General features: G+C 69.6%; 29 protein-coding genes and 1 tRNA gene. 8 read left to right on the forward strand and 22 right to left on the reverse strand.

From position 1 onward, the window contains the following. Positions 1-96: 96 nt before the first annotated feature. Genes HNR73_RS25950 through HNR73_RS25965 form a run of 4 tightly spaced genes read right to left on the reverse strand, consistent with a single transcriptional unit; the run spans position 97 to position 3,849 of the window. Entirely contained in the window at positions 97-1,452 is a 1,356-nt protein-coding gene (locus HNR73_RS25950; RefSeq protein ID WP_184790238.1) for an MCE family protein, read from the reverse strand. 5 nt (positions 1,453-1,457) lie between these two features. Continuing rightward, on the reverse strand, positions 1,458-2,252 hold the full coding sequence (locus HNR73_RS25955) for an MlaE family ABC transporter permease (protein WP_184790239.1): 795 nt from the start codon (positions 2,250-2,252) through the stop codon (positions 1,458-1,460). Next, positions 2,252-3,010, reverse strand: a complete 759-nt coding sequence (locus HNR73_RS25960) for an MlaE family ABC transporter permease (RefSeq protein WP_184790240.1) — start codon at positions 3,008-3,010, stop codon at positions 2,252-2,254. The genes HNR73_RS25955 and HNR73_RS25960 overlap by 1 nt, the downstream gene beginning before the upstream one ends. Next, on the reverse strand, positions 3,007-3,849 hold the full coding sequence (locus tag HNR73_RS25965) for an ABC transporter ATP-binding protein (protein WP_184790241.1): 843 nt from the start codon (positions 3,847-3,849) through the stop codon (positions 3,007-3,009). Before HNR73_RS25965 ends, HNR73_RS25960 begins: the two co-directional genes overlap by 4 nt. Positions 3,850-5,319: 1,470 nt before the next feature. Here HNR73_RS25965 and HNR73_RS25970 point away from each other — a divergent pair. Continuing rightward, positions 5,320-5,460, forward strand: coding sequence for a hypothetical protein (locus tag HNR73_RS25970; RefSeq protein ID WP_184790242.1), 141 nt, complete (start codon positions 5,320-5,322; stop codon positions 5,458-5,460). Continuing rightward, positions 5,447-7,627 (forward strand): RNA polymerase recycling motor ATPase HelR, encoded by a 2,181-nt coding sequence (gene helR, locus HNR73_RS25975; protein WP_184790243.1) that lies wholly within the window; start codon positions 5,447-5,449, stop codon positions 7,625-7,627. Before HNR73_RS25970 ends, helR begins: the two co-directional genes overlap by 14 nt. Positions 7,628-7,642: 15 nt before the next feature. Here helR and HNR73_RS25980 read toward each other — a convergent pair whose 3' ends face one another. The 11 genes from HNR73_RS25980 to HNR73_RS26030 form a co-directional block, all read right to left on the reverse strand. Next, the gene (locus HNR73_RS25980; RefSeq protein ID WP_184790244.1) at positions 7,643-8,428 is read right to left on the reverse strand and encodes a methyltransferase domain-containing protein; all 786 of its coding nucleotides are present in this window, start codon (positions 8,426-8,428) and stop codon (positions 7,643-7,645) included. A gap of 57 nt (positions 8,429-8,485) precedes the next feature. Beyond that, positions 8,486-9,226: an SDR family NAD(P)-dependent oxidoreductase gene (locus tag HNR73_RS25985; RefSeq protein WP_184790245.1), complete on the reverse strand. Its 741-nt coding sequence runs from the start codon at positions 9,224-9,226 to the stop codon at positions 8,486-8,488. A 104-nt stretch (positions 9,227-9,330) separates the two neighbouring features. Further along, positions 9,331-9,714, reverse strand: a complete 384-nt coding sequence (gene rplL, locus HNR73_RS25990) for a 50S ribosomal protein L7/L12 (protein WP_184790246.1) — start codon at positions 9,712-9,714, stop codon at positions 9,331-9,333. Between the two features lie 57 nt (positions 9,715-9,771). Continuing rightward, complete coding sequence (rplJ, locus tag HNR73_RS25995) at positions 9,772-10,311, reverse strand: 50S ribosomal protein L10 (RefSeq protein ID WP_184790247.1); 540 nt, start codon at positions 10,309-10,311, stop codon at positions 9,772-9,774. 229 nt (positions 10,312-10,540) lie between these two features. Next, entirely contained in the window at positions 10,541-11,668 is a 1,128-nt protein-coding gene (locus tag HNR73_RS26000) for a S8 family serine peptidase (protein ID WP_184790248.1), read from the reverse strand. 122 nt (positions 11,669-11,790) lie between these two features. Beyond that, positions 11,791-12,495, reverse strand: coding sequence for a 50S ribosomal protein L1 (gene rplA, locus HNR73_RS26005; RefSeq protein WP_184790249.1), 705 nt, complete (start codon positions 12,493-12,495; stop codon positions 11,791-11,793). Positions 12,496-12,565: 70 nt separating this feature from the next. Beyond that, positions 12,566-12,997 carry a 50S ribosomal protein L11 gene (gene rplK, locus HNR73_RS26010; RefSeq protein WP_184790250.1) on the reverse strand — a complete coding sequence of 144 codons (432 nt, stop codon included), beginning with the start codon at positions 12,995-12,997 and terminating at the stop codon, positions 12,566-12,568. 110 nt (positions 12,998-13,107) lie between these two features. Next, positions 13,108-13,812, reverse strand: a complete 705-nt coding sequence (gene nusG, locus HNR73_RS26015; protein ID WP_184790251.1) for a transcription termination/antitermination protein NusG — start codon at positions 13,810-13,812, stop codon at positions 13,108-13,110. Between the two features lie 21 nt (positions 13,813-13,833). Then, positions 13,834-14,226 carry a preprotein translocase subunit SecE gene (gene secE, locus HNR73_RS40890; protein ID WP_203686905.1) on the reverse strand — a complete coding sequence of 131 codons (393 nt, stop codon included), beginning with the start codon at positions 14,224-14,226 and terminating at the stop codon, positions 13,834-13,836. Between the two features lie 52 nt (positions 14,227-14,278). Then, positions 14,279-14,351 (reverse strand) — tRNA-Trp (locus tag HNR73_RS26025). A 564-nt stretch (positions 14,352-14,915) separates the two neighbouring features. After that, on the reverse strand, positions 14,916-15,257 hold the full coding sequence (locus HNR73_RS26030) for a holin (protein ID WP_184790252.1): 342 nt from the start codon (positions 15,255-15,257) through the stop codon (positions 14,916-14,918). Between the two features lie 140 nt (positions 15,258-15,397). On the opposite strand from HNR73_RS26030, the gene HNR73_RS26035 reads away from it, so the two are divergent. Then, on the forward strand, positions 15,398-17,800 hold the full coding sequence (locus HNR73_RS26035) for an NACHT domain-containing protein (RefSeq protein WP_184790253.1): 2,403 nt from the start codon (positions 15,398-15,400) through the stop codon (positions 17,798-17,800). 100 nt (positions 17,801-17,900) lie between these two features. Continuing rightward, the gene (locus HNR73_RS26040; RefSeq protein WP_184790254.1) at positions 17,901-18,572 is read left to right on the forward strand and encodes a peptidoglycan recognition protein family protein; all 672 of its coding nucleotides are present in this window, start codon (positions 17,901-17,903) and stop codon (positions 18,570-18,572) included. A 50-nt stretch (positions 18,573-18,622) separates the two neighbouring features. On the opposite strand, the gene HNR73_RS26045 is transcribed toward HNR73_RS26040, so the two are convergent. Then, entirely contained in the window at positions 18,623-19,495 is an 873-nt protein-coding gene (locus tag HNR73_RS26045; RefSeq protein ID WP_184790255.1) for an NmrA family NAD(P)-binding protein, read from the reverse strand. Positions 19,496-19,576: 81 nt separating this feature from the next. On the opposite strand from HNR73_RS26045, the gene HNR73_RS26050 reads away from it, so the two are divergent. Genes HNR73_RS26050 through HNR73_RS26065 form a run of 4 tightly spaced genes read left to right on the forward strand, consistent with a single transcriptional unit; the run spans position 19,577 to position 22,268 of the window. Continuing rightward, complete coding sequence (locus HNR73_RS26050; protein WP_184790256.1) at positions 19,577-19,990, forward strand: winged helix-turn-helix transcriptional regulator; 414 nt, start codon at positions 19,577-19,579, stop codon at positions 19,988-19,990. A 39-nt stretch (positions 19,991-20,029) separates the two neighbouring features. Continuing rightward, on the forward strand, positions 20,030-20,377 hold the full coding sequence (locus HNR73_RS26055; protein WP_184790257.1) for a PadR family transcriptional regulator: 348 nt from the start codon (positions 20,030-20,032) through the stop codon (positions 20,375-20,377). Further along, positions 20,374-21,288: a hypothetical protein gene (locus HNR73_RS26060; protein WP_184790258.1), complete on the forward strand. Its 915-nt coding sequence runs from the start codon at positions 20,374-20,376 to the stop codon at positions 21,286-21,288. The genes HNR73_RS26055 and HNR73_RS26060 overlap by 4 nt, the downstream gene beginning before the upstream one ends. After that, positions 21,285-22,268, forward strand: a complete 984-nt coding sequence (locus HNR73_RS26065) for a hypothetical protein (protein ID WP_184790259.1) — start codon at positions 21,285-21,287, stop codon at positions 22,266-22,268. Before HNR73_RS26060 ends, HNR73_RS26065 begins: the two co-directional genes overlap by 4 nt. Here HNR73_RS26065 and paaE read toward each other — a convergent pair. The 6 genes from paaE to HNR73_RS26095 all read right to left on the reverse strand — a co-directional run bounded on the left by paaE (position 22,256) and on the right by HNR73_RS26095 (position 26,202). Beyond that, positions 22,256-23,374 (reverse strand): 1,2-phenylacetyl-CoA epoxidase subunit PaaE, encoded by a 1,119-nt coding sequence (gene paaE, locus HNR73_RS26070; RefSeq protein ID WP_184790260.1) that lies wholly within the window; start codon positions 23,372-23,374, stop codon positions 22,256-22,258. The genes HNR73_RS26065 and paaE overlap by 13 nt on opposite strands. Then, the gene (gene paaD, locus HNR73_RS26075) at positions 23,374-23,838 is read right to left on the reverse strand and encodes a 1,2-phenylacetyl-CoA epoxidase subunit PaaD (protein ID WP_184790261.1); all 465 of its coding nucleotides are present in this window, start codon (positions 23,836-23,838) and stop codon (positions 23,374-23,376) included. Before paaD ends, paaE begins: the two co-directional genes overlap by 1 nt. Next, positions 23,835-24,542, reverse strand: a complete 708-nt coding sequence (gene paaC / locus HNR73_RS26080; RefSeq protein ID WP_184790262.1) for a 1,2-phenylacetyl-CoA epoxidase subunit PaaC — start codon at positions 24,540-24,542, stop codon at positions 23,835-23,837. Before paaC ends, paaD begins: the two co-directional genes overlap by 4 nt. After that, positions 24,539-24,820, reverse strand: a complete 282-nt coding sequence (gene paaB / locus HNR73_RS26085) for a 1,2-phenylacetyl-CoA epoxidase subunit PaaB (RefSeq protein WP_184790263.1) — start codon at positions 24,818-24,820, stop codon at positions 24,539-24,541. The genes paaC and paaB overlap by 4 nt, the downstream gene beginning before the upstream one ends. After that, positions 24,817-25,842 carry a 1,2-phenylacetyl-CoA epoxidase subunit PaaA gene (paaA, locus tag HNR73_RS26090; protein ID WP_184790264.1) on the reverse strand — a complete coding sequence of 342 codons (1,026 nt, stop codon included), beginning with the start codon at positions 25,840-25,842 and terminating at the stop codon, positions 24,817-24,819. The genes paaB and paaA overlap by 4 nt, the downstream gene beginning before the upstream one ends. Positions 25,843-25,971: 129 nt before the next feature. Continuing rightward, positions 25,972-26,202: a hypothetical protein gene (locus HNR73_RS26095; protein ID WP_184790265.1), complete on the reverse strand. Its 231-nt coding sequence runs from the start codon at positions 26,200-26,202 to the stop codon at positions 25,972-25,974. Positions 26,203-26,561: the final 359 nt, after the last annotated feature.

Below are 26,561 nucleotides of genomic sequence, written 5' to 3' on the forward strand. Positions count from 1 at the left end.
TTCAACGACATCCGGGTGGCCCGAGTCACGGGTTGCGAAGTTACGAGTCGGTAACAACAGGGTTCACGTGGTCATCCGCCGGTCACGTGGGGTCTCCTAACTGGTCGCGTTGACCGTCGTGCCGCGCAGCAGCGGCCCCCACAGGAGGGTGGCGAGGTCGGATAGGTCGGTGACGTTCTGGCCGGTGAAGGCCGCGACGAGCGGGTCGATGACGGCCTGCTCCTCCGCGGTGCCGGCGTAGCCCATGGTCGGGTCGAAGACGGCGGGGTTCTCCTCGCCGGGCGGCTCGATGAGCGGCAGGCCGGCGGGGGGCGTGACGGTCGACTCGGCGTCGGTGAGGCCCGGCAGTTCGATGGGGAGGTTGACGCGGCTGCCGTCGTAGTCGTAGCCGTTGTCGATGGGGTGTTCGGCGCCGGGGACGTTCGGGTTCGGCAGGCCGCGGCAGTCGGGTCCGCGCCGGTCGAGCCATTCGGGTTCGTCGCGGCCGGGTTCGTACTTGCCGTTGTTGGCCACGATCTCCAGGGTGATGTGCAGGCGGCCGGTGGCGAAGGTGTCCTCGATGGCGGGCTTGATCTCAACCAGGCCGGCGAACAGGCACGGGTACTCGGGCGCGTAGGCGGCCAGGAGGTCGAGGACCGGGCGGGTGACCTCACCGAACTGGATGAGGCGGCCCTGATAGCGGTCGAGGAAGACGCGGGTGTCGTCGGCGAAGTCCGCGGTCGTGGTCAGGAAGGCTTTGAGCTGCGACTCCTGGTCGGTGATCGTGTTCGCGGTGACCGTGAGGTTCCGCAGCACGCCCATCAGGTCGGGCAGGGCCCCGTGATAGTTGTCGAGGACCTCGGCGAGGAGTTCGAGGTCGGCCTCGATCGTCGGCATCTCCTCGTTGAGTTCGCGGACGTAGTCGCCGAGGTTCACGATCGTCTCGCCGAGCTGTTCGCCGCGCCCTTCGAGGGCCGTGGCCATCGCCGACAGGGTCGCCGACAGCTTGTCGGGCGGCAGCGCCCGCAGCAGCGGGAGCGCGTTGTTCAGCACCGACTCCAGTTCGACGCCCGTCGAGGTGCGGTCCTGGGTGATGACCGTGCCGGGCGCGATCGTGCCCGACGCGGCCGCCGGTGGCACGAGCTCGACGTACTTCTCACCGAAGAGGGTCTTGGGCAGCAGGCGTGCCGACACGTCGCCGGGAATCTGGCGGGCCATGGCCGGGTCGAGCGCGAGCTTGAGCCTGGCGCCGTCGCCCTGGCTGGCGATGGTCCGGACCTCGCCGACGAGGACGCCGTGCAGTTTGACGTCGGCGCCTTCGTTGAACTGGAGGCCGGTGTGGTCGGTTTCGAGGGAGATCCAGGTGACGGGCGTGAAGACCTTCATGTACGCCGCGACGCACACGCCGAGCAACGCCAGCAGGATGACGATGAACGCCAGCCCGGTCAGCCGCTCCTTCACTCGCAGGCTCATGCCGGCTACCCCACAATCCGCACGGTCGTGGTCGCGCCCCACACGGCGAGGCCGAGGAACAGGTTGACCACGTTGATCGAGACCAGCGAGGTCCGCACGGCGCGGCCGGTGGCCACGCCGACGCCGGCCGGGCCGCCTTCGGCGTGATACCCATAAAAGCAGTGCACGAGAATGACCACAACGGCGAAGAACAAGACCTTCCCGAAAGACCACAGCAGATCGCTGGGGACCAGGAAGAGATTGAAGTAGTTGTCGTAGGTCCCCGCGGGCTGATCGAAGTACCAGACGGCGATGAAGCGGGTCGCGAAATACGACGACAGCAGCGCGATCACGTACAGCGGCACCGTCGCGAGCAGGCCCGCGATCATGCGCGTGGTGACCAGGTAAGGCATCGACGGCAGGCCCATGACCTCAAGCGCGTCGATCTCCTCGTTGATCCGCATCGCGCCCAGCTGCGCGGTGAAGCCACAGCCGACCGTCGCCGACAACGCGATGCCCGCGACGAGCGGCGCGATCTCACGGGTGTTGAAGTAGGCCGAGATGAAGCCCGTGAACGCGCTCGACCCGATCTGGTCGAGGGCCTGGTAGCCCTGCAGACCCACCTCGGTGCCGGTGAAGAAGGTCAGGAAGACCACGACGCCGACGGTGCCGCCGACCAGCGCCAGCCCGCCCGTCCCGAAGCTGATCTCGGCGAGGATCCGCATGACCTCGCGCTTGTAGCGCTTGAGCGTCCGAGGGGTCGCCGCGCCCGCCCGGAGGTAGAAGAGGAGCTGCCTGCCCAGCAGGTCGAGGACGGTCATCACGATCCCTTCTGCGGAACGACCTGGAAGTAGATCGCGACCATCACGAAGTTCACCGCGAACAGCAGCATGAAACTGACCACCACCGAGGTGTTGACCGCCTGACCCACGCCCTTCGGGCCACCTTTGGCCGTCATCCCCAGATAGCAGCCGACGAGGGCGGCGAGGATCCCGAAGACGAGGGCCCGCAACTCCGCGGAGACGAGGTCGGCGACCTGCCCCAGCGCGGCGAAACTCGCCAGATAGGCGCCCGGAGTCCCGTCCTGGAGCATGACCGTGAAGACGTAGCCGCCGGCGATGCCCACCGCCGAGACGACACCGTTCAGGAGGACCGCGACGACCGCGCTGGCCAGCACCCGAGGCACCACCAGGCGCTGGATCGGGTCGATGCCCAGGACGCGCATCGCGTCGAGCTCCTCACGGATCTTGCGCGCGCCCAGGTCCGCGCACATCGCCGCGCCACCAGCGCCCGCGATCAGCAGGGCGGTGACGATCGGTCCCGCCTCACGCACCACCGCGATGATGCTCGCCGCACCCGAGAAGGACTGCGCGCCCAGCTGCTTGGTCAGCGAACCCAACTGCAACGCCACCACGGCACCGAAAGGGATCGCCACCAGCGCCGTAGGCAGAATCGAGACGCTCACCAGGAACCACGCCTGCTGGATCGTCTCGGCGAACTGAAAGGGACGCCGGAACAGAGAACGCAGTGTGTCGAGGCAGAAGGCGACGAACTCGCCCGTGGCGCGAAACGGCCTCACGGCCCCTCCCGATGGTCGCCCCGGTAGTCGTCGACGGCCAACTCGCGCTCACGCTCCCGCGCGACCTCCAGAGCGTCCTTCTCCTCCGTCATGCCGATCGGCCCCTCCCGCGAAGCGTTCAGGAACTGCCGCAGGACGGGCTCGTCCGAAGCCAGCATCTCCGCCCGAGGCGCGAACGCGACGAGCCGACGCAGATAGAGCATGCCGATGTGGTCGGGGATCGTACGAGCCGTGTTGATGTCGTGCGTGACGATCAGGAACGTCGCGCCGGTCGCCGCGTTCAGCTCCGAGATGAGCTCGCCGAGCAGGGCCGTGCGCACGGGGTCGAGACCGGAGTCCGGCTCGTCGCACAGGATCAACTCGGGGTCGAGCACAAGGGCACGGGCAAGACCCGCCCGCTTGCGCATGCCCCCGGAGATCTCGGCGGGGAACTTGTCCCCGTCACCGGTCATGCCGACGAGTTCGAGACGATCCTCGACGATGCCCCGGATCTCCGCCTCCGTCTTGCGCGTGTGCTCACGCAAGGGAAAGGCGATGTTGTCGTACAGGTTCATCGACCCGAAGAGCGCGCCGTCCTGAAAGAGAACCCCCAGCCGACGACGCACCGCGTAGAGCTCCCGCTCATGCAGGGTCGTGACCTCCTGCCCGTCGATCCGAATCGAACCCCGGTCAGGCTTGAAAAGCCCGACGAGGGTCTTCAAGAAGACGGACTTCCCCGTGCCCGAAGGCCCGAGCAGGACAGAGATCTCCCCGGGCGGCAGATCGAAGGTCACGTCCGACCAGACGGTCTGCTTCCCGAAGGATTTGGTGAGCCCTTCGATCTCGACGGCAACGCCCACAGCGCGTCCTCCCCGCCAAGCGCGGCGAGGGGTTGAGGGGGCGCGCCCGGCTGTGTGAGGTTAACGACGGTGAGGACGGAGACGGAACGGCTGACTACATAACGGGTCAGTAACAACTGTGAAAGAGCGTGGTATTGCACAAATTTGGGATGATTTACGAGGAGTGAACCCAAGAACCCGACGGACAGAAGGTAACGGTGAGTAAGGAGCCAGAGCGGGTGCGGACCGCTGCGGCGGCGCCCCCAAGTGCGCGGCACGACCGGAAGCGCCACTCCTCAACGACCGGCGAGACCACAGCGCAGGTGGTGTTGACCTCACGGTGTGTTCCCACGCTCGCCGCAAAGCAGTACCCACCACACGACCGCGACCTTCGGGACAGGCCTCCAAGGTCGCGCGCAGCGCGACACACCCCCCACCACCACTAACCTCTGTCTCCGTCGCTTCGGCCAGGGATTGGTGCAACACGAAGGTTCTGGGGCTGTCAAGGGCGCTCTTTCCCTTGACTGCCCCAGGTTCTTCGTGTCCCCTTGACCGGCCGAAAAAGACGGAGACAGGTTGTGCCAAACAACCTCAGCCCGCGCCCCGGCCACCCGACCAAAGACCGCCAAGGCACCCCCAGTCTCCCGAGCGAGGCCGGGGGGCAAGGGGGCGAAGCCCCTTGCGGGGTCCGGGGCAGAGCCCCGGCAACGCACCCGGAACTGGGGAGCGTGGGACTCTCGGCGGAGCGTGGACTCTCGGCGGAGCGTGGACTCTCGGCGGAGCGTGGGCTCTCGACGGAGCGTGGGCTCTCGACGGAGCGTGGGCTCTCGACGGAGCGTTGGACTCTCGGTGGAGCGGGTGGGTAACGGTGGAGCGGGTGGGCAACGGTGAACGGCCACCCCCACCGCGAGCGCAGGTAAGAGACGAAGGCGACGGCGACGGCTACGGCCACGAGCGCAGGCAACACACACGCGGCAGGTGCAACGCAGCCCCGAAGCGGTTACCAACCCAACTCCAGCGCGGTCGCGAACCCAGACCCCAGAGCCCCCACCGAACTCCCCCGCCACTACCAATCTATATACAGCACCCCCCTCACACCCCCACACCCGCCCCCCTCACTCCCCCACCCCCATGGTGCAGAATCGCCCTCTACCCAGCACCAACCCACCGAGGACTCCTTGCGCACACCACCCACCACCCACCGCCCCCACGAGCCCGTCACCCCCCACGGTCCTCCGGCACACCCGCTCCTGACCGACAGGACCCGCTCCACCCGTCAGGCCTCCTTCAGCGTGCCACCGCACCCATCGACGTCGACGTCGATGTCGCCGTCAAGGTCAACCCCGCCCCCACCCCCCAAACGCCACACACCCCAGACGCGCGGAGTCCACCGCCGCTCGGCGACGACCGTCAACCACGCCGTCTCGAACAAGACGACCACCACCCAAGCCGTCTCGAACAAACGGTGGCCCGCCGCCGCACCCCTCACGCATGAGAGCCACACCCCCGCCCTGGACGCTCGCGAGCGTCTTGTCCCCGCAGATCGGAGCACGGGCCACTGAAATCGCAGGCAAGATCCGTACCGACGGCGCCTCGGTCGCCGCGAAACCGCTGCTCGATGGGAGCTTCTGACGTGACGTCCACCGCATTCGATCTTCCCGAACGTCTCGCCGCCAAGGCCGATCCGGCGTTGATCGCCGAGGACGAGCGGCATCTCGCCGACATCGCGGCCTGTCTGGAGCGGACGATCGCCGACCTGTCGGCGCGGCTCGACGTCACCCGTAAGCAGAAGGGCGGCACGGGTCAGGCCGCCATGGACCGCGACTTCGAGGTCCACCGGCTGACGGGCCGGTTGCGCGCGTTGCGGCGCTTCGGTCTCGACCTGTGTCTGGGACGCATCGTCGGCGAGGACGGTGAACCGGTCTACGTCGGCCGTCTGCCCCTCACCGACGAGGACGGGCGTCGCCTGCTGCTCGACTGGCGTTCGCCGGCGGCCGAGCCCTTCTTCGGCGCGACGCACGGCAACCCGATGGGCCTGTCGAGCCGGCGTCGCTACCGGTGGACGGGCGGGCGGATCACCGACTACTGGGACGAGGTCTTCACCGCCGACGAGTTCGCCGGGCACGCCGCCGCCCTTGACGACCAGTCGGCGTTCATCGCGAGTCTCGGCCAGAACCGTTCGGCGCAGATGCGCGACGTCCTGGGCACGATCCAGGCCGACCAGGACGCGATCATCCGCGCGGGTTCGAGTGGCGCGCTCGTCGTCGACGGCGGTCCCGGTACGGGCAAGACGGTCGTGGCGCTGCACCGCTCGGCGTACCTGATCTACGCCGATCCGCGCCTCGGCCATGGGCGTGGCGGCGTGCTGTTCGTCGGTCCGCACCAGCCCTACCTGAACTATGTCGCCGACGTCCTGCCGAGCCTCGGCGAGGAGGGCGTGCAGACCTGCACGCTGCGCGACCTGGTGTGGGAGGGCGCGACGGCCGCGGTCGAGCCGGATCCGGAGGTGGCACGGCTGAAGTCCTCGGCGGACCTGGTCAAGGGCATCGAGAAGGCCGTCACGTTCTACGAGGACCCGCCCGCGAAGGGCATCGTCATCGAGACGCACTGGGCCGACGTGCGGCTCACCGCCCGCGACTGGAAGTCGGCGTTCTCCGCCGTCGAGCCGGGCACCCCGCACAACGAGGCCCGCGAGCAGATCCTCGAAGAGCTCGTCGAGATCCTCGCCGCCAAACACGACGAGGACGTCGCCGACGAGCAGCTGCGCGGGTCACTGCGCCAGAACCGGGCGCTCAACAGTGCCCTCAACCGGGCGTGGCCGATGCTCGACGCCGCCGACGTCGTCGGCGACCTGTGGACGGTGCCGGCCTACCTGCGGATGTGCGCGCCCTGGCTCGACCGCGAGGAGGTCGCGAAGCTCCAGCGTGCGGATCCGAAGGCCTGGACGGTGTCCGACCTGCCGCTCCTCGACGCCGCCCGGCAGCGCCTCGGCGACGCCGAGGCCTGGGAGCGCAAACGCCGCAACGAGGCCACCGTCGCCGCCGAGCGCGAGCGCCGCAACGCCGTCGTCGACGACCTGATCACCGCCGCTCGCGACGCCGGCGGCGACCAGGTCGACGGCATCGGCCTGGTGACGATGCTGCGCGACGAGGACGCCCAGAGCGTCATCGTCGACGAGGACGGCGTCGTCACCGGCGAGACCGACCCCCTGTCGGGCACCTTCGCGCACGTCGTCGTCGACGAGGCGCAGGAGCTCACCGACGCCGAGTGGCAGATGCTGCTGTCGCGCTGTCCCTCGCGGAGTTTCACGATCGTCGGCGACCGCGCCCAGACCAGGCGCGGTTTCACCGAGTCGTGGCGGGAGCGGCTCGCGCGCATCGGCCTCGACCAGGTCACCATGGCCTCGCTGACGATCAACTACCGGACGCCCGAGGAGGTCATGGCCGAGGCCGAGCCGGTCATCCGGGCCGCGATCCCCGACGCCAACGTCCCGACCTCGATCCGCAGCGGCGGCGTCCCCGTCCGGCACGGGTCGGTGTCGGAACTGGGCGACATCGTCGAGGCCTGGCTGGCCGAGCACACCGAGGGCGAGGGCGTCGCCTGCGTCATCGGCGACCCGGACTTCACCGCGACCGACCGGGTCCGCTCGCTCACGCCGAGCCTGTCGAAGGGCCTGGAGTTCGACCTGGTCGTCCTCGTCGACCCCGGCTCCTTCGGCGAAGGCGTCGAAGGAGCCGTCGACCGCTATGTCGCGATGACGCGCGCGACGCAGGAGCTGGTCATCCTCACCGGCGACTGACGGGTGCGAGGGCGGTCACCCCCGCGCCAGCACCTCACCGTGCACGACCACGAACCACCCGTCGGCGGCCCGGCTCCATGCGAGCCAGGCCGCCGACATGCGTCGCAGGTCCTCTTCGGTGGCGCGGCCCTGTTCGACGGCGTGCCGCGCGACCGAGGAGTCCACGATCCGCTCCGCCCACATGCCGCCCCACCAGGCGCGCGACTCCTCGTCGGCGTAACACCAGACCGAACCGCCGCCGGTGACCTCGGGGAAACCCGCCTCCCGCGCCCATGACAGCAGGCGCCGGCCGGCGTCGGGTTCGCTGCCGTTCGAGCGGTGCACGGCCCGCTGCACGTCCAGCCACTCGTCGAGGACCGGTGAGGCCGGGTACCAGGTGAAGGCCTCGTAGTCGGCATCGCGCGCGGCCACGATCCCGCCCGGTTTGACCACCCGGCGCATCTCCCGCAGAGCGCCCACCGGGTCGGCCAGATGCTGGAGCACCTGGTGGGCGTGGACGACGTCGAAGGTGTCGTCGGGATAGTCCAGCGCCATCACGTCACCGGTGGCCAGCTCCACGTTCGGCAAGCCCGAGACCGCCTCGGCGGCGCTGTCGAGCACGCCGACGGAGTCGATGCCGGTCACCGCGCCGGGCGCGACGAGGCGCGCCAGGTCGGCGGTGATCGTCCCCGGGCCACAGCCGACGTCGAGCAGCGTCATGCCCGGCTTGAGGTGCGGCAACAGGTAGGCGCAGGAGTTCTCGGCCGTGCGCCACTGGTGGGAACGCAGTACCGCGGCATGGTGTCCGTGTGTGTAGGTCATTCCGGCACCCTAGACCGCGTGACCATATCGCGGGACGGCCGTCTCACCCTATGGGCGTCAGGCTCCGCCGGAGACGTACAGGACCTGGCCCGTCACGAAGCCCGCCGCCTCGCCGGTGAAGAACGCCACCGCGTTGGCGATGTCCTCGGGCTCCCCGACCCGCCGGACCGGGATCGACTCCGCCGCGATGCGCTGGTGCTCCTCGAAGTCGCGGCCCAGCCGCCGCGCGGTCTTCGCCGTCATCGCGCTCACGACGAAACCCGGCGCGACGACGTTCGCGGTCACGCCCTTCGGGCCCAGCTCATTGGCGAGCGCCTTGGTGAAACCGATGATCCCGGCCTTCGCCGCGGAGTAGTTCACGCGGCCGGCGTGCCCGAGCGCCGAGATCGACGAGATGTTGACGACGCGTCCCCACCCGGCCTCGACCATGTACCGCTGCACGAGCCGCGAGGTCAGGAAGGTCGCGCGCATGTGCACGGCGAAGACCTCGTCCCAGTCGTCGTTGCTCAGGTCGCCGATCTCACCGTCGCGGGCGTATCCGGCGTTGTTGACCAGGATCGTCGGCGCCCCGAGCTTCTCGGCGGTCAGCTCGACGGCGGCGGTCACCGCGGCCTCATCGGTGACGTCGGTCGGAACGGCGACGACCTTCCCGCCTTCGGCGCCGAGGTTCCCGGCGGTCTCGGCGAGCGCGACGGCGTCGCGGTCGAGCAGCGCGACGGCGTGCCCTTCGCGGACGAGGCGGGCGGCGACGGCGGCGCCGATCCCGCGCGCGGCTCCGGTGACGATGGCGGTGGGCATGGTGGCTCCTCGTTGATCGACTTCGCCCGACTGTATCCGGGTACGCGAAAGGGCGGCGCACCGTCGGTGCGCCGCCCTTTCAGGCGTCTACGAGGAGACGGGAACTACTTGAGGGAGACGGTCGCGCCGGCGCCTTCGAGCTGCTCCTTGGCCTTGTCGGCGGTCTCCTTGTTGACCTTCTCGATGACGGCCTTGGGGGCGGCCTCGACGAGCTCCTTGGCCTCCTTGAGGCCCAGGCTCGTGAGCGCGCGCACCTCCTTGATGACCGCGATCTTCTTCTCGCCGGCCGACTCAAGGACGACGTCGAACTCGTCCTGCACAACGGCTTCCTCGGCGCCACCGGCGCCGCCGCCGGCGACGGCCACGGCGACCGGAGCGGCAGCGGTGACCTCGAAGGTGTCCTCGAACTGCTTCACGAACTCGGAGAGCTCAAGAAGGGTCATTTCCTTGAAAGCGTCGAGGAGTTCCTCGGTGCTCAGCTTCGCCATTGCGGCTTCCTTTCGGTTCTTCTAACGTCTTGTGCGGTTCTTGGAGCGGTTGGAGAACTAGCCGTTCTCGCGCGCCTCGTGCTTGTCGCGGAGAGCCGCGACCACGCGGGCCGCCTGCGACAGCGGGGCCTGGAAGAGCCCGGCAGCCTTGGTGAGGTTGCCCTTCATGGCGCCGGCGAGCTTGGCCAGCAGCACCTCACGGGATTCGAGGTCGGCGATCTTCATGACCTCGGCCGCGTTGAGGGCCTTGCCGTCCATGAACCCGCCCTTGATGATCAGGGCCGGGTGGTCCTTGGCGAAGTTCTTGAGCCCCTTGGCGGTCTCGACCGGGTCACCGGTCGTGAACGCCAGGGCGGTCGGGCCGCTGAACAGATCGTCGAGGCCGGTCATGCCCGCCTCTTCGGCGGCACGCTTGGCCAGGGTGTTCTTGGCGACCCGGTACGACGAGCCCTCGCCCAGCGAGCGGCGCAGAGCGGTGATCTGCGAGACCGTCAGACCGCGGTACTCGGTGACCACCGCGGCGGACGAGCTCTTCAGCTGCTCGGTGATCTCGGCGACCGCGGTCGCCTTGTCTTCGCGAACTGGTTTGTCCGTCATGTTCCTCCTCTCGGAGACGATCGGGAGGACCGTGCGGTGAGTGGAGAATGCGAAAAACCCCGGCGCAGAGGCGCACGGGGCAAGGGCCGAAACCGGCCTGGCACTCGTGTCTCCCTGCGCGGGCCGTTCGCGATCGCTCGCGACTCCTTGGGCCGACTCTCGACGAATCGAGGCCGACGACCGGCGGTCTTCGGGTTACGTGGAACGAGCAACTGTAACACGGGGAGTTCTACCTGCTGGCGGGGGTCCTCGCCCGCCTCCGGAAGGCGACCCACGCCACGGTGCCGGTCCCCAGCAGGGAGCCTCCGCCGAGGAGCCACCAGCCCGTGCCGATCCCGTCGGCCGAGGGCGGCGCCGGTTCGACGACCAGCTGCTCGGGCACGTCGAGGGGGTAACGGTCGGTCGGCGCGACGGTCGCGGTCAGCGCGTCGTAGGCGTCGACGGACCCGAAACCGAAACCCGGGTCGCGGCCGGGGCTGCCGCCGTCGTGGGCGGTGCGGATGAGGCGGTTGACCACGTCGGCGGCCGAGGCGTCGGGATAGCGCGACCGGATCAGCCCCGCGACGCCCGCGACGAGCGCCGCCGCGCCCGAGGTCCCCGACCCGCGTTCGCAGCCGCCGTCGACGGTCAGGTGCGGGAGGTCCTCGGCGGGCGCGCTGAGCACGACCGGCCCGCCGGTCACCGAGCCGGGCCACACCGACCCGTCCCGCCCCAGCCCGGACACCGCGACCACGCCCGGGATCGAGGCCGGCTCACCGACCCGCACCTCCACGTCGCTGCGGTTTCCCGCGGCGGCGACCAGGACGACGTCCTCGGCGATGGCGTGCTCGATGAGTTCGCTCTTCCAGGGCGCTTCGCCGGTCGGTTTCCCCGACAGCGAGAGGCTCACCACCTTCGCGCCCTGCGCGATGGCCCAGCGCACGCCCGCGTACACGTGCTCGGGATCGAGGGTCCCGTCGTCGGCGCGGGTGACCCGCACCGGCAGGATCCGCGACAGCGGCGCCACCCCCAGCGGAGCCCCGTCGCCGATGCCGAGCCCCGCGATCAGGCCCGCCATGGCCGTACCGTGACCGGAGAGGTCCACGTCACCGGGAAGGTTCTCGTCGACGACGCCCGCGTGGTCGACCGTCGCGCCCGGCAGCACACGTCCGGCCAGGTCGGGATGGGTGCCGTCGACCCCGGTGTCGATCACCGCGATCGTCACGCCGTCGCCCTTGGCCAGCCGCTGCGCCCGCTCGGCGCTCATCGCGCCCAGGTACCAGTCGACGGTTTCCTCACGGCCCTGCGCCGGGGCCGCGGGCAGCACCAGGAGCACCGCCGCCGCCGTCGACGCGACGCGGGCCAAGCTGCCGCGCATGGGAAACCTCGAAGAGCCGGTTGCAAAGGGTCGCGCCCATTGTGTAGCACGCGAGAGCCAGCGCCAAACGACACATGGCCGCGCTCCCGATGGGAGCGCGGCCATGTGCTGAAGCGTGGCGACTAGGCGTCGACGGCCTCGCGGACCTTGCTCGGGTCCACCGGGATGCCCGGCCCCATGGTGGTGGAGACGGTGACCTTCTTCAGGTACTTGCCCTTGGCCGAGGACGGCTTGAGGCGGTTGACCTCGTCGGCGGCGGCGGCGTAGTTCTCCGCGAGCTGCTCGGCGGTGAAGCTGGTCTTGCCGATGATCAGGTGCAGGTTCGAGTGCTTGTCGACGCGGAAGGCGATCTTTCCGCCCTTGATCTCCGCGACGGCCTTGGCGACGTCGACGGTGACCGTGCCGGTCTTCGGGTTCGGCATGAGGCCGCGCGGGCCGAGGATGCGGGCGATGCGCCCGACCTTGGCCATCTGGTCCGGGGTGGCGATGGCGGCGTCGAATTCGAGCCAGCCGTCCTGGATGCGCTTGATGAGCTCGTCGCTGCCGACCTCGTCGGCACCGGCGGCCACCGCGGCCTCGGCCTTCTCACCGGTCGCGAAGACGATCACGCGGACGACCTTGCCGGTCCCGTGGGGGAGGCTGACGGTGCCGCGCACCATCTGGTCGGCCTTGCGAGGGTCGACGCCGAGACGCATCGAGACCTCGACGGTCGCGTCGAACTTCGTGACGCTCGTGTCCTTGGCGAGGGTGGTCGCCTCAAGCGGGGAGTAGAGCTTGTTCTTGTCGATCTGCTCCGCGGCCTTGCGGAAGTTCTTGCCATGCTGCATGGGACATCCTCCTTGACGGATGGTGTGGTCGCGGGCCAGCATGCGGCCCTGCCACTTGGAACGGGTCTTACTAGTCGACGACGGTCAGACCCATCGACCGGGCGGTGCCGGCGATGATGCGGTCGGCCATGTCGAGGTCCACGGCGTTGAGGTCGGGGAGCTTGCGCTCGGAGATCTCACGGACCTGCGCCTTGGTCACGGTGCCGACCTTGAGGCGGTGCGGCTCGCCCGAACCCTTGTCGACACCGGCGGCCTTGAGCAGGAGCTTCGCGGCGGGCGGGGTCTTCAGGATGAACGTAAACGAGCGGTCCTCGTAGACGCTGATCTCGGCCGGGACGATCTCGCCACGGGAGGCCTCGGTCGCGGCGTTGTACGCCTTGCAGAACTCCATGATGTTCACGCCGTGCTGACCGAGCGCGGGGCCGACCGGCGGGGCCGGGGTGGCCTGACCGGCGGTCAGTTCCAGCTTGAACGTCGTGACGAGCTTCTTCTTGGGAGGCATTGCTCTTCCTTACCGGGCCACTCCGACAGCGCTCGCTGCCATGCCCCGTGATGGGTTTTTCGGTTGAACCCCCGGCAGGTGCCGGGGGACGACTGTGAAGCCTAGCTCGGCTAGATCTTGCTGACCTGGTTGAAGTTCAGCTCGACGGGGGTTTCCCGCCCGAAGATCGAGACGAGCACCTTCAGCTTCTGCTGGTCGATGTTGATCTCGTTGATCGTGGCCGGCAGCGAGGCGAAGGCACCGTCGGTGACCGTGACGGAGTCGCCGACCTCGAAGTCGAGGACCTTGATCTCGGTCGAACGCGAAGAACCGCCCTCGGACTTGCCCTCGTCGACGGTCGGCGCGAGCCACTTGAGGACCTCTTCGAGGGTCAAGGGGGTCGGACGGTCGACACGGTCGGTGGCGCCGACGAAGCCGGTGACGCCGGGCGTGTTGCGCACGCAGGAGTAGGACTCCGGCGTGAGGTCCATGCGGACGAGGATGTAGCCGGGGAAGACCTTGGCCTGCACGTGGGAGCGCTTGCCGTTCTTGATCTCGACGACCTGCTGCGTCGGGACCTCGACCTGGAAGATCTCCTCCTCCATGTCGAGGGAGGTGATGCGGCTCTCCAGGTTGGTCTTGACCTTGTTCTCGTAACCCGCGTAGGAGTGCACGACGTACCAGTCGCCGGGAGCGAAGCGCAGCGCCTGCCGGAGCTCCTCGACCGCGTCGTGAGTTTCCTCATCGGCGGCGTCGGGAGTCTCGTCGACCTCCTCGGTCTCGACCGTGGCGTCGACCTCGGTCAGGACCTCTTCGGTCTCGTTGTTCTCAGGCACTCTTGCTCTCTCTTCTACGGTTTATTGACCAGTGTCGCTGCTACCGAAGGTCAGCGAGATCAGCTTGGTGAAACCGAGGTCGAGGCCGGAGATCAAGGCGATCATCACGCTGACGAAAACGAGCACGACGGCCGTGTAGGTAAGGAGCTCCTTGCGGCTCGGCCGGATGACCTTGCGCAGCTGCTCGATGACCTCGCGGACGAAGCGCATCGGCCCGCGTCCGTGACCGCCCTCACCCTCGCCGGCCTTCTTGGTCGGCTCGGCTTTCTTGTCGGTCTTCGCCGCGCTGTCGGCCTTGGAGGAGGAGCTCTTCGCGTCCTTCTTCTCGGCCGAACCTGCGTCCTTCTTGCCCGAGCCCTCGACGGCCTCGGTCTTGTCAGCCTCGTCGTCACCCCGGCGATCTTTGTCGGCCACGTCGCGTCCTTAAGCTCGCAGTCGTCCGGCGATGCCGGTGTGCCTTCGGCAGCAGGGGCGACAGGACTCGAACCTGCAACCTGCGGTTTTGGAGACCGCTGCGCTACCAATTGCGCCACACCCCTAGGTGTTACCGGTGAAACCTACCGCATCAACCGTTGAATGCACCCTTTGGGCGCACGCCAGTAGAGCAGGCGGGCTTCTCCGACGGCCCAGTGTACGGGTCGGGGTCGGGGGAGGCAAACGCGGGGGACGCCGGTGGAGTGAGGCGGCTCACCGGGAGGCGTCGACGGGGGCGGGCGGCAATGGCACGGCGCCGAACGAAGCCGAAGGAAGTAGTCACCCATAATTCATCCGGCCGTAGCGCCCGCGGCCATGAAAAAGGGCCTCGCCGGAGATGTAACTGCATTGCCCTTGCAACCTCCGGCGAGGCCGCCACGACTAGACACGGCATGCCCATGCCGGTCACTGACGCCGTGGCCATGTGTCTCCGCGTGCCCGTTGCGGAAACACATGAAGCCTACCCGCCGCCGACCAGCGCGCGCATCCGCGCCCGGACCTTCTACCCACAAGTAACCCGTCACCACACTGGGTACACATAAGCGGGCGAAACCGGCCGCGCGGATCCCAGCCGAAACGGCCCCGCGAACGACGGCCCGAACCTGCCGGTCCGGGCCGTCGCGAGGTGTCTACTCCGCGGGTGCCGGAGCCGGCACCGCATCACCGTCCGCGTCGTCGGCGACGACGGCCGGCGCCACGGGCGCCGGAGTCGGGAGCACGACGGTCGGCGCGGGCGCCGGCGCGGCCGGGTTGACCGCGACGGCGCTCGGCGAGTTGGCCTGGCCGACCTCACTGGTGGCGATGCTGGTCAGGAACGACGCGACGATCGCCAGCGCGACGACGCTGCCGATCGACTTCCAGTCGACGTCGAGAATCCCGAGTCCGGCGACACCGAGGAGGGCCGCGCCGACCTGCGCGGCGGTTTTGATGGCGCGTTCGAGCGCCTGCTTCCAGAACGTCCAAGTCCACATTGGGCTCCCCCTTCGAGCCTCGTGAGACCGGCCGGGCCCGACCGGCCACGGGGCAATCTTGGCGACTGATTCAATTGTGCGCTTTCCCTTGCGGGATAACGAGAAGGCGGGGGTGATCGCCCAAAGGGGACGGTCGATTCGTGATCGTCGGTTTCGGGTTTACTTGGGGGATGGCGGTACACGGGGGTTCGGGTCCGGGGAAATCGGGCGGGCAACTCGTCGGGCTCGGATTGGTGGGCCTCGGCGGAGTCCTCGGAACCACCCTCGCGACCCAGTTCGGTCTCGCGCCCTGGCTCACCGCCGTGGTGGCGCTCGGGATCACGGTGCCGCTGGCCTTCGTGCTCCTGGTGGTGCAGAACCTGTTCCTGAAGTGGGCACCGGCGTCCTCGGACCGGATCGATCGCCGACTGCGACGGCACCGCAAGCGGTACCTGGAGAGCCTGCACGAGCACGTACGGCACCTGGAGGTTCTGGGGGTCGCGACGCAGGGCGAGTTCACCCTGAAACTCGGGGACGTCTACGTGGATGTGGCGCTGGTGCCCAAATCCGCGGTCGATTTCGGAGCGGCGAAGATCAGGCGGCGGAGTCTGCTGGAAGTGATCGAGAAGAGCGAGTCCGGTGTGGTCGCGGTGATCGGCGGGCCGGGGTCGGGAAAGACGACTCTGTTGCGTCATCAGACGCTTTCCATGAGCACACAGAAACGCGGCAGACTCCCTATTCTGCTGGAGATCCGGCAGCACGCTCAGGTGATCGTCGCCGATCCCGAGGTGAGTCTCGCCGCCCTCGCCGCGTCGTCCCGGACGCCTCCGGAGTGGCTGGCGGCGAGGCTCCACGCGCGCGACTGTCTGGTGATGCTCGACGGTCTCGACGAGGTCGCCGGCGAGGATCAGCGGCGGATGGTCGTCGAGTGGCTGCGAAGGCAGATCGGTGCCTACCCCGGCAATCGTTTCGTGATCACGTCACGGTCGTACGGGTATGACGAGAACCCCCTCGCCAAGGCCGATCGCGTCGAGGTGCAGCCGTTCACCGACGCACAGGTCGCGCGCTTCCTGCGGGCCTGGTACGAAGCGGTCGAGCGTCGCGGCACCGGTGAGGACGGCCCGGCGACCTCGGCCCGGGCCCGCCAGGCCGCCGACGATCTGCTGTCGCGTCTCGCCGACCATCCCGCCCTCGCGGAGTTCTCGGCCAATCCCCTGCTGCTGACGATGATCGCGCTGGTGCACCGGTACCGGGGAGCGCTGCCGGGTACTCGCGCGCGGTTGTACGAGGAGATGTGCGCGGTGCTGCTGCACCGGCGCCGGGAGGCGAAGGGGCTGGCGAGCCCCAAGACCGAGCTGAGCGGCGAGCAGAAGGAGCACGTGGCGCGGGTCCTGGCCTGCCGCATGATGGAGCGCAGGCTGCGCGACATCCCGGTGGAGGACGCGCACGCCGTCGTCCGGGAGGCGCTGCTGCGGATGAGGCCGGTGGAGGCCGCGGGGGCATTCCTTCGTGAAGCCGTGCGCAGTGGCCTGCTGGTTGAGCCGCAGGAAGGGACCCTCGCCTTCGCGCATCTGACTTTGCAGGAGTATCTGGCCGCCGCCGACATCAAGGCCCGAGGCGCGAGCGACTTCCTGCTCGATCTGGTCGCCGACCCGTGGTGGTCGGAGACGATCCGTTTGTGGGCCTCGGGTTCGGACGTCACCGCTCTGTTGCGGCGTTGCGTGGAGGCCAATGTCTCGGACGCCGTGGCGCTGGCGTTGGACGCCGTCGACCTGGGCCGTGAGGCCGACGCGGAGGCGGTCACCGCCCTGCTCGCCGACGCCGATCGCCGGGTGGACACCGTTTTCCGGGCACGGCGTCTGGATCGGTGGCTGCAGGAGACCACGCGCCTGTCCACGGGTGCGGCCTTGACGGCGCCGATCTCCTGGGAGCAGACCTACTCCACCTTCTTTCGCCCCCGCGCGCTGGCCGTGGCGACCGAGGTGCCGTTCGGTGTGGCGGCGAGTCTCGCCGCGTCGTGGGTCGCCGGTGAGATCCTGTACCGCCTTCCCACCCCGGCCGAGATCGAGGACCGGCGCGCACCCGAGTTCGGACCGCATTGCGTGTGGGTGCAGCTTCCCGAGAGTGTGGGACTGTGGTGTCCGCCGGGCGTGGTGGACCCGTTCGAGATCTCGGGCGAGCAGGTGGCGTCGCTGGTGACCGCGGACATCGGGCGTCGTGCGCCGCGGAGGGTGTACGAGGAAGGCCCGGTGGCGTTCGGGCTCGGCGCGATCCTGGAGCACCTGGCCGATCCGGCGTGCGGTGAGTGGCCCGAGGTCGTGCGGGCCCCGCTGGACGAGCTGGCGGCGAACACCCGGCTGCTGGTCTCGGCGCCGAGGCGCTATCGGGCGCTGGCCTCGCGGCGGGCGCGTGTCGTGGTGGTCGAGTGCTTTGAGCGGATGGATGGGGGGCCGAAGTCGCTGCTGTCCCTTCTCGGTTTCGCCCTGCGCACCCTCGCCGTCCACGAACTTCGCGCCAACGGCACGATCACCCCCAACGAGATCCTCGTCCTCGCCAGGGATTGATCCACTCGTCGGCGAAGAAAATCTTCGCGGCCCTTCCCACGCGCGTAGCCCAATGCCAGGATGTCCCTCGCCCTACACCACGCCTGGCCTTGGAGATTCCATGTCCGACCGTCACAACCTCGCCCGTCGTACGCTGCTGACCGGGGCCGCCGGTCTGGCGGCCGCGGCGGCGATCATTCCGCTGACCGCGACCGCCGCGAGCGCGAAGCCGAAGCCGAAGAAGCCGCGCATCTACTCCTGCGAGGAGTGGGGTGCGCGTCAGCCGGTGGATCCGCCGACGATCCTGCAGAACCGCCCGAACAAGATCATCGTCCACCACACGGCCTACCCGAACACCACGGACTTCTCGCTCGACTACGCCTTCGCGAACTCGCGCAGTATCCAGAACCTGCACATGGACAAGAACGGCTGGAACGACTCGGGCCAGCACTTCACCAACAGCCGGGGCGGTTTCCTCACCGAGGGCCGCCGGGGCAGCCTCGACGCGCTGCTCGGCGGCACGACGATGGTCCAGAGCGCGCACACGGTCGGGCAGAACACGCAGTCGATCGGGATCGAGAACGACGGTTCCTACCACCTGGGCGAGTTGCCGACGCACAAGCAGTGGAAGAGCCTCATCCGCTTCTGCGCCTACATCTGCTACCAGTACGAGATCGCGCCGAGCGAGATCTACGGGCACATGGACTTCAACGCGACGCTGTGCCCGGGCGGGATCCACGACAAGCTCCCGTGGCTGCGCGAGGAGGTCGCGCACCGGCTGCACGTGAAGTAGCGACACGACAGAAGAGCCGGTGTGTCCCATGTGGACACACCGGCTTTCCGCTACCCGGCGGCGGAGGCGAGGTGGGCGAGGACCTGGCCGACGTGTTCGCGGACGGGGGTGGGCTTGCGGCCGAGCAGTTCGGGCAGGTCGCTGTCGCCGCGGGTGATGAGGCCGCCCGCGACCACGGCGAAGATGGACACGGTGTGTCCCGTCTGGTATCCGGGGGCGGCGGCGCCCGCCTCGCGCAGGTCGGCGAGGGATCCGCCGTCTTCGACGCCGGGCCGGCCGGCTTCGGCGAGCAGGGCGGTGATGTCGTCGAGGCCGAGTTCCTCGGGGCCTTCGAGTTCGTAGACGCGTCCGTTGTGGACGGTCGAGCCGCGTTCGATGTCGGCGGCGACGTTGGCGGCGGCCTCGGCGAGGTCGGCGCGGACGACGGCGGGGACGCGGCCGTCGCGGATCGGTCCGGGAAGGCGTCCGGTCGCCAGGGCGGGGGCGGCGAGCATTCCGGCGACGAGTTCGGCGTAGAGGCCGTTGCGCAGGATCGTGGTCGCGACGGGGGCCTCGGCGAGGACGCGTTCGGTGTAGCGGTGGGCGACGGCGATGCTGAGCCGGTCGGCGGTGCCGGTGAGGCTGGTGTAGACGACGTTGCGGACGCCGGCGGCCGTGGCGGCGTCGACGACGGCCTTGTGGCGGGCGTAGACGACGTCGTCCTCGGCGAAGCCGGCGGAGATGAACACGAGGGTCGTGACGCCGCCGAAGGCGCCGGGGAGGGTGGCGGGGTCGTCGAAGTCGACGGCGCGGACCTCGACCTGTGGGCCGTTCCAGGCGCCCGGGTCGCGGGTACCGGCGACCACCGTGAGACCGGGCACCTCCGCGAGGTGTTCGGTGACGAGTCGTCCGAGGGCGCCGGAGGCGCCGGTGACCAGGATCATCGCGGTCGGCCTTTCGTTGTGTCCGGGGGGTTCGTGGTCCAGGATGGAAGGCCGCCGTCCCGGGCGTAAGGAGGCACTTCCATGTCAGTCGCGCACACCGAGGTAACCCACGAGGCCACACCGGCCGCCCACCTCGGGCCCTGTGGCGAAGACGACTGCGGGATCCGTGACGTCCTCGATCGCCTCGGCGACAAGTGGACCGTCCTCGTCGTCGTCGAGCTGTCGAAGGGCACCCGCCGTTTCCGGGAGTTGCAGCGCGCGATCCCGGGCATCTCGCAGCGGATGCTGACCGTCACGACCCGGCGGCTGACCCGCGACGGCCTGATCTCGCGCACGCAGTACCCGACGATCCCGCCGCAGGTCGACTACGACCTGACGGTGATCGGCCGGAGCCTCGCCGGGGCGGTGTTCGCGCTGTCGGACTGGTCGCGCGAGCACAAGGACGCCATCGCGACGGCCCGTGCCGACTGGGACGCTCAGAACGACGGTATATAACGGCTAGCGGAATATCATTGCGTCCGATACATTGACGCGATGAGCACACCGCTGCGGGAACCCACGTTCCTGATCCTCACCGCGCTCGCGTCCGGGCCGCTGCACGGATACGGCCTCATCACCGAGGTCTCGGACCTGTCCGACGGCCGCGTCACCCTGCGCCCGGGCACCCTCTACGGCGCGCTCGACCGGCTCACCGAGGACGCGCTGATCGCCGTCGAGCGTGAAGAGGTCGTCGACGGCCGCCTGCGCCGCTACTACCGCCTCACCGACGAGGGCGCCGGCGTCCTCCAGGCCGAGACCGAGCGCCTGCGCCGCAACGTCGAGGCGGCGAGCAGTCGCCTGGGCCGCCTGGGGTTCGCGCGCCCGGCGGGGGGCGAGGCATGAGTCCGGAGACCGCCCTCGAACGCCGCTACCGGGGTTTACTGCGCCTCTACCCCCGCCACTGGCGCCGGTCCCGCGAAGACGAGATGACCGCCACCTACCTCGACGGCACCCCGCCCGGGGCGAGCCGTCCGTCCATATCGGACCGTCTCGATGTGGCGCGCGGCGCCCTCCGCACGCGCCTGCGGCTGGCCGGGGAATCGGGACTGCGCGGGGGAACCCGGCTCGCCGCCGAACTCTCCCTGATCGCCGTGGCGATCCTGGCGGCGCTCTGGCTGCTCCAGCCGGCCGTCGAGACAACGGGACTCGCGCCCGCGGAACCCGGCCCTCTCGGGTTCCTCGACGAGGCCACCTGGATCACCTGGATCGCCGTGGCGGTCGGCGCGACCGTCTTGCGCGCCCGGTGGCGCCGAAGGCTCACCGCGGCCGCGCTGACCTTCACGGTCCTCCTGGTCCTCGGCACCGGGTACACCGCCTGGTTCGACGTCTTGATGGGCGATCTGGCACCGGTCCTGGCGCTCGGTGGGCTGACGCTCGTCCTCGGCGACGGCCGACGACTCGCCGTGCGCCTGGCCGCACCGGCCGCCGCGCTCGTGACGGCGGTCGGGCAGTCGGCGGTACCACCGGAGAACACGCCCCAGATGCTCGGCTGCGCCCTGGCCTCCACGGTGCTCGCCACCGCCGTGGTGCTCTCCTTCCTGCACCGAACCGAAGGATGGTGGGCGCTGGCGGTGCTCGCCGGGCCGATCGCCCTGCTCACCCACGTCCTGCCCGCACTGATGCTCGGGACCGACTTCACCACCTTCCAGCTCACCGAGGTCCTGTCCGCGCTGCTGCTGGTCGGCGCGATCACCGCGGCCGTCCTCGCCTTCGCCGTGCTCGCGCAGAACAAGCGGGCGGGGAGGCGGTCGTGAACCTCGAAACCCGTTACCGGCACCTGCTGCGCCTCTACCCGCGATCCTGGCGGGACCTGCGCGAAGAGGAGATGGTCGCGACCTACCTCGACCTCGCGCCACCGGAACGGACGCGTCCGTCCATGAGGGACGGTCTCGACGTGGCCGGTGGCGCGCTACGAGAGTGGACGCGCACGGTGCCGCCGGGCTTCGCAGGCGGCGCCCGGATCGCCGGGGTCGTGGGGCTGAGCGGAGTCGGGATGCTCTCGGCGCTGCTGTTCTTCGGGATCGAGACCAAGGCGGGGCTCCCCTGGGAAGGCATCGGCTTCGGCGACTGGGGCCCGTTCCAGACGCCCGCGGCCGTGCCCTGGCTGGCATGGATGGCGATCGCGCTGGCCGCGCCGATCCTGCAGGGGCCGTGGATCCGCCGAGCCGGACTGTTCGCGCAGCTCGCGACAGGTGCGCTGAGTCTGATCGAGCCCACCCTGGAGAGGGTGCCGCTCGAACCCTTCATCCTGCTCGCGATGGTCGTCACCGGCGGCACTGCGCTGCTGTACGTGCGCGGCGGCACGATCGGGCGGGTGCTGCCTCCGCTGTCCACAGTGGCCGGAGCCGTGATCGCACTGGGGACGGTGCCGGAAGAACCGCTCCTGTACACCGAAGTCCTCTACCAGTTCGAATGGCTGCGCAACACCGGAGTCGCCGTCGCCGCGGCCGCCTTGGTCGCGCTCGTGATCTCCGGACTGCTGCGGCGGGCGGAGGGGGCCTGGGCCTTCATCCTGCTCGGCCCGGCGGTGTGGGCGCTGACCTACAACGAGGTCACCGGATACCTCGGATTCGGCGGCATCCACGGCTCGTACCTGGTGTTCGACGGCTTCCACGGCAGGGACGTGGTGTTCGGCGGCTTCCTGCTGGGCGTCGGCGTCTTCGCGGCGCTCGTCGCCCTGGTGCGCCTGGTTCTGCGTATGAGGAGCCGGACCCACGACCCTCAGGCGTCGTAGTCCACCGTCAGTCCGTCGGTCGTCGGGCTCGCCTGGCAGGTCAGGACGTAGCCCGACTTCAGGTCCGCCTCGGTGAGGGCATAGTTGCGCGCGAGCGTGACCTCGCCGTTGAGCACCTTCGCCTGGCAGGTGGCGCACACGCCGCCCTTGCAGGCGAAGGGCAACTCGGGGCGGACCTTCAGCGCCGCGTCGAGCACCCGCTCGTCGCGGCGCATCGTGAACGTCGAGGCACGGCCGTCAAGCACGACGGTGACCTCGGTGCTGCCCTCGGGCCGCTCGGTGTCGGCGACGGTCGGCTCGGGGATCTCCTCGGCGAAGAAGAGCTCGTGGTGGACCATCTCGTCGGTGTAGCCGCGCTCGGCCAGGACCTTCTGCGCGCCGGTCACCAGACCGTAAGGGCCGCACAGGAACCACTCGTCGACGCGCTGACCGGGCGCGAAGGCGTCCAGCAGCCGGGGAAGCCGATCGGCGTCCATGCGGCCCGACAGCAGCTCGGCGCTCTGCGGCTCCCGCGACAGCACGTGCACGAGCTGGAGCCGTTGCGGGAAGCGGTCTTTGAGGTCGGCGAGCGCGTCGGCGAACATGACCGTGCGGGCGCTCTGGTTGCCGAACATGACCAGGAAGGTGCTGTCGGGTTCGGTCTCCAGGGTGGTGGCGACGAGGGACAGTACCGGGGTGATGCCGGATCCGGCGATGACGGCGCCGTAGGCGCGGGTGCGGGCGGGGTCGAGGTCGGTGGTGAAGTGCCCGAGCGGGGGCAGCACCTCGACGGTGTGGTCGGCGCGGAGTTCGGTGTTGGCGTAGCCGGAGAAGAGTCCGCCGGGGATTCCCTTGACGCCGATGCGCAGGAGCCCTTCACCGGCCAATGTGGACGGTGTGGAGCAGATGGAGTAGGAGCGGCGGACATCGGCGTCGGTGCCGGGGAGTTTGAGGGTGAGGTGCTGGCCGGGCTTGAAGGCGAAGGCGGCGCGCAGTTTCGGGGGGACGGCGAAGGTGACGCGCACGGCCTCGTCGGTGAGCCGCTGGACCTCGGCGACCGGCAGCCGGTGGAAACCGGGGCGGCGCTTGACCGGGGTGGACAGCGAGATCTTCGGCGTACCCGGCATCACAGCACCTTCACGTGGTCGAAGGGTTCGGCGCAGCCTCGGCAGCGCCACAGGGATTTGCAGGCGGTGGAACCGAAGCGGCTGATCTCCTCGACCCGGGCCGATCCGCAGTGCGGGCAGACGGGGGTGCGCGCGAGCAGCGGGAGGCTGCGGGCGGGCGGCGGGGCGGTTCCGGCGCCGGCGAGTTTGGCGCGGCCCTCGTCGCTGATCCAGTCGGTGGTCCACGGCGGTGACAGGACCGTGCGGATCTCGACGTCGGGGTAGCCCTCGGCGGTCAGCTCGCGGGCGATGTCGGCGCGGATGGCGTCCATGGCGGGGCATCCCGAGTAGGTCGGGGTGATGGTGACGTGGACGGTGCCGTCCTCGCCGACGCTGACGTCGCGCAGGATGCCGAGGTCGGCGATGGTGACGACGCGCAGTTCGGGGTCGGGGACCCGGGCGGCGGCGTCGAGGGCCGTGGTCACCACGACGCTCCGGGGTGGGCGCGGTGGAGGACCTGCATCTCGGCGAGCAGGTAGCTCAGGTGCTCGGTGTGGACGCCTTTCCGGCCGCCGGTGGGCCGGAAGCGGGAGTCCTCATCGGACGGTCGCGTCAGCGTCGCCTCGGCGAGCACGGCGTCGACGGCGGCGAGCCATCCTTCGCGGGGGACGTCGCCTTCGAAGAGTTCGTGCGTGTACGGCCAGAGGCGGTCGACGGCCTCCTGGGCCCGGCGGTGCGACTCGGGGGTGCCGTCGCCGAGCCGGAGTGTCCACAGTGTGGAGTGGTCGACGTGGTAGGCGACCTCTTTGGCCGCCTTGGCGGCGATCTCGGCGAGGCGCGCGTCGTCGCCGATGACCAGCCCGTCGTAGAGCTCGCGCTGGTAGAGGGCGAAGAAGAGCATCCGCACGAGCGCGTCGGCGAAGTCGCCGCGCGGCAGCTCGACGAGCTGGACGTTGCGGAACTCGCGGTCGCCGCGCAGGTAGGCGAGGTCGTCCTCGGTGCGGCCTTCGCCTTCGAGCTCACCGGCGTAGGTGAGCAGGAGACGCGCCTGGCCGAGCAGGTCGAGGGCGATGTTGGCCAGCGCGATGTCCTCTTCGAGTTCGGGCGCGTTGGTGGTCCACTCCGCCAGCCGCTGCGCGGCGATGAGTGCGTCGTCGCCGAGGGCGAGCACGTCGTCCACGCCTGTCATATGTGCTCGGCTCCTTCGGGGACCTCGTAGAAGGTCGGGTGGCGGTAGATCTTGTCGGCGGCGGGGTCGAAGAAGGCGTCGCGCTCCTCGGGGCTCGACGCGGTGATCGACGCGGCCGGCACGACCCAGATGGAGACGCCTTCCTCGCGGCGGGTGTAGAGGTCGCGGGCGTTGCGCAGGGCCATGGTCGCGTCGGGGGCGTGGAGCGAGCCCACGTGCTGGTGCGACAGGCCGCGCCGGGGGCGGACGAAGACCTCCCACAGGGGGACGGCGGTCACGTGGTCACCTTCTTCTTCTCGGCGTACGCCATGGCCGCTTCCCGTACCCAGGCCCCGTCGTCCCAGGCGGCCTGCCGGTGCGCCATCCGCTCGCGGTTGCACGGGCCGTCGCCCTTGATGACGGTGAACAACTCGTCGTAGTCGGGCTGGGTGTAGTCCCAGTGCCCGCGCTCCTCGTTCCACGACAGGCCGGGATCGGGCAGCACCAGGCCGAGCACACCGGCCTGCTGGACGGTCATGTCGACGAACTTCTGCCGCAGATCGTCGTTGCTGAAGCGCTTGATCTTCCAGGCCATCGACTGCGCGGAGTGCGTCGAGTCGGTGTCGGGCGGCCCGAACATCGCCAGCGAGGGATACCACCAGCGGTCGACGGCGTCCTGCGCCATCGCCTTCTGCTCGGGGGTGCCCGTGGCGAGGGTGTAGAGGATCTCGTAGCCCTGCCGCTGGTGGAAGGACTCCTCCTTGCAGATCCGGATCATCGCGCGCGCGTAGGGCCCGTAGGAGCACCGGCACAGCGGGACCTGGTTGACGATCGCCGCGCCGTCCACGAGCCAGCCGACGGCGCCGACGTCGGCCCAGGTCAGCGTCGGGTAGTTGAAGATCGAGCTGTACTTCTGCTTCCCGGCGAGCAGGAGGCGGTACAGCTCGGCACGGTCGATGCCGAGGGTCTCGGCGGCGGCGTACAGGTACAGGCCGTGCCCGGCCTCGTCCTGGACCTTCGCCAGCAGGATCGCCTTGCGCTTGAGGCTCGGGGCGCGGCTGATCCAGTTGCCTTCGGGCTGCATGCCGATGATCTCGGAGTGCGCGTGCTGCGCGATCTGCCGGATCAGGCCCTTGCGGTAGGCCTCGGGCATCTCGTCGCGGGGTTCGATCTTGCCGTCGGCGGCGATGACGGCGTCGAAGTAGGCGGTGGGGTCGGCCGAGGCGTCGTGGTCACGTCCGGCGAGGTCGCGTTCGGCGGCCGCGACCTCGTCGAGGAGGCCGGCGGTCCCGGGCTGTTCGGGGATGTCGTTGCCGTACACGGCTCAAGTCTTACAGGCTCGCGCACATTGGGCAAGTAGGTGTCACAAGTGGCGTCGGGCACGCGCGAAAAGCACGGGACCCGGCGCAGGTGGGATGCGCCGGGTCCCGCAAGGGGTTCGCGTGCAAAGTCAGTCGCGGTCCTCACCGCGGCGGCCGCGGGTGCGCAGGTAGAAGGTCAGCCCCCCGGCGACCAGGCCGACGACGGCGGCGATCACCACGTTCAAACCCGTCGACGGCGACCGCAACACCGCCAGGAACGGTACGGAACTTCCCGCCGCGTGCGCCGGAACCTCGGTGGCGAGGAAGACCACGACGGCGAGAACGGCCGTCAGCGCGGGCTTGAGCGGGACACGCCGCATGCGCACTCCTTGGACTATGCGGGCCGAACCGGCTGGTTCGAGCCGTTCATCAAGGAAGACGCTGTTTGCGGGCAAAGGGATGCGTATGTCCCGCGAGCTTTACCGGATCGTGACCGTGCTGGTCTGGCGGCGGCGAACGAAACCGCCTGAAAGGCATGGGATCGGGCTCGGCCCCACCGCGGTGCCGGGTCCCCGGCCAGCCGCACCAACGACAACCGCCCCGCACGGATCGGGCGCCGCCCCGCCGCGGTGCCGAGTCCCCCGCCAGCCGCACCAACGACAACCGCCCCGCACGGATCGGGCGCCGCCCCGCCGCGGTGCCGAGTCCCCCGCCAGCCGCACCAACGACAACCGCCCCG

Origin of the sequence: Phytomonospora endophytica (assembly GCF_014202425.1) — a bacterium.
In the GTDB taxonomy this organism is placed as follows: Bacteria; Actinomycetota; Actinomycetes; order Mycobacteriales; family Micromonosporaceae; genus Phytomonospora; species Phytomonospora endophytica.

What these genes read in the sequence shown, in the direction of transcription:
- HNR73_RS25950 (WP_184790238.1), bottom strand. Translation starts at nt 1,452, where the DNA reads ATGAGCCTGCGAGTGAAGGAGCGGCTGACCGGGCTGGCGTTCATCGTC.
- HNR73_RS25955 (WP_184790239.1), bottom strand. Translation starts at nt 2,252, where the DNA reads ATGACCGTCCTCGACCTGCTGGGCAGGCAGCTCCTCTTCTACCTCCGG.
- HNR73_RS25970 (WP_184790242.1), top strand. Translation starts at nt 5,320, where the DNA reads ATGAGAGCCACACCCCCGCCCTGGACGCTCGCGAGCGTCTTGTCCCCG.
- helR (WP_184790243.1), top strand. Translation starts at nt 5,447, where the DNA reads ATGGGAGCTTCTGACGTGACGTCCACCGCATTCGATCTTCCCGAACGT.
- HNR73_RS25980 (WP_184790244.1), bottom strand. Translation starts at nt 8,428, where the DNA reads ATGACCTACACACACGGACACCATGCCGCGGTACTGCGTTCCCACCAG.
- HNR73_RS25985 (WP_184790245.1), bottom strand. Translation starts at nt 9,226, where the DNA reads ATGCCCACCGCCATCGTCACCGGAGCCGCGCGCGGGATCGGCGCCGCC.
- rplL (WP_184790246.1), bottom strand. Translation starts at nt 9,714, where the DNA reads ATGGCGAAGCTGAGCACCGAGGAACTCCTCGACGCTTTCAAGGAAATG.
- rplJ (WP_184790247.1), bottom strand. Translation starts at nt 10,311, where the DNA reads ATGACGGACAAACCAGTTCGCGAAGACAAGGCGACCGCGGTCGCCGAG.
- HNR73_RS26000 (WP_184790248.1), bottom strand. Translation starts at nt 11,668, where the DNA reads ATGCGCGGCAGCTTGGCCCGCGTCGCGTCGACGGCGGCGGCGGTGCTC.
- rplA (WP_184790249.1), bottom strand. Translation starts at nt 12,495, where the DNA reads ATGCAGCATGGCAAGAACTTCCGCAAGGCCGCGGAGCAGATCGACAAG.
- rplK (WP_184790250.1), bottom strand. Translation starts at nt 12,997, where the DNA reads ATGCCTCCCAAGAAGAAGCTCGTCACGACGTTCAAGCTGGAACTGACC.
- HNR73_RS26030 (WP_184790252.1), bottom strand. Translation starts at nt 15,257, where the DNA reads ATGTGGACTTGGACGTTCTGGAAGCAGGCGCTCGAACGCGCCATCAAA.
- HNR73_RS26040 (WP_184790254.1), top strand. Translation starts at nt 17,901, where the DNA reads ATGTCCGACCGTCACAACCTCGCCCGTCGTACGCTGCTGACCGGGGCC.
- HNR73_RS26045 (WP_184790255.1), bottom strand. Translation starts at nt 19,495, where the DNA reads ATGATCCTGGTCACCGGCGCCTCCGGCGCCCTCGGACGACTCGTCACC.
- HNR73_RS26050 (WP_184790256.1), top strand. Translation starts at nt 19,577, where the DNA reads ATGTCAGTCGCGCACACCGAGGTAACCCACGAGGCCACACCGGCCGCC.
- HNR73_RS26055 (WP_184790257.1), top strand. Translation starts at nt 20,030, where the DNA reads ATGAGCACACCGCTGCGGGAACCCACGTTCCTGATCCTCACCGCGCTC.
- HNR73_RS26060 (WP_184790258.1), top strand. Translation starts at nt 20,374, where the DNA reads ATGAGTCCGGAGACCGCCCTCGAACGCCGCTACCGGGGTTTACTGCGC.
- paaE (WP_184790260.1), bottom strand. Translation starts at nt 23,374, where the DNA reads ATGCCGGGTACGCCGAAGATCTCGCTGTCCACCCCGGTCAAGCGCCGC.
- paaC (WP_184790262.1), bottom strand. Translation starts at nt 24,542, where the DNA reads ATGACAGGCGTGGACGACGTGCTCGCCCTCGGCGACGACGCACTCATC.
- HNR73_RS26095 (WP_184790265.1), bottom strand. Translation starts at nt 26,202, where the DNA reads ATGCGGCGTGTCCCGCTCAAGCCCGCGCTGACGGCCGTTCTCGCCGTC.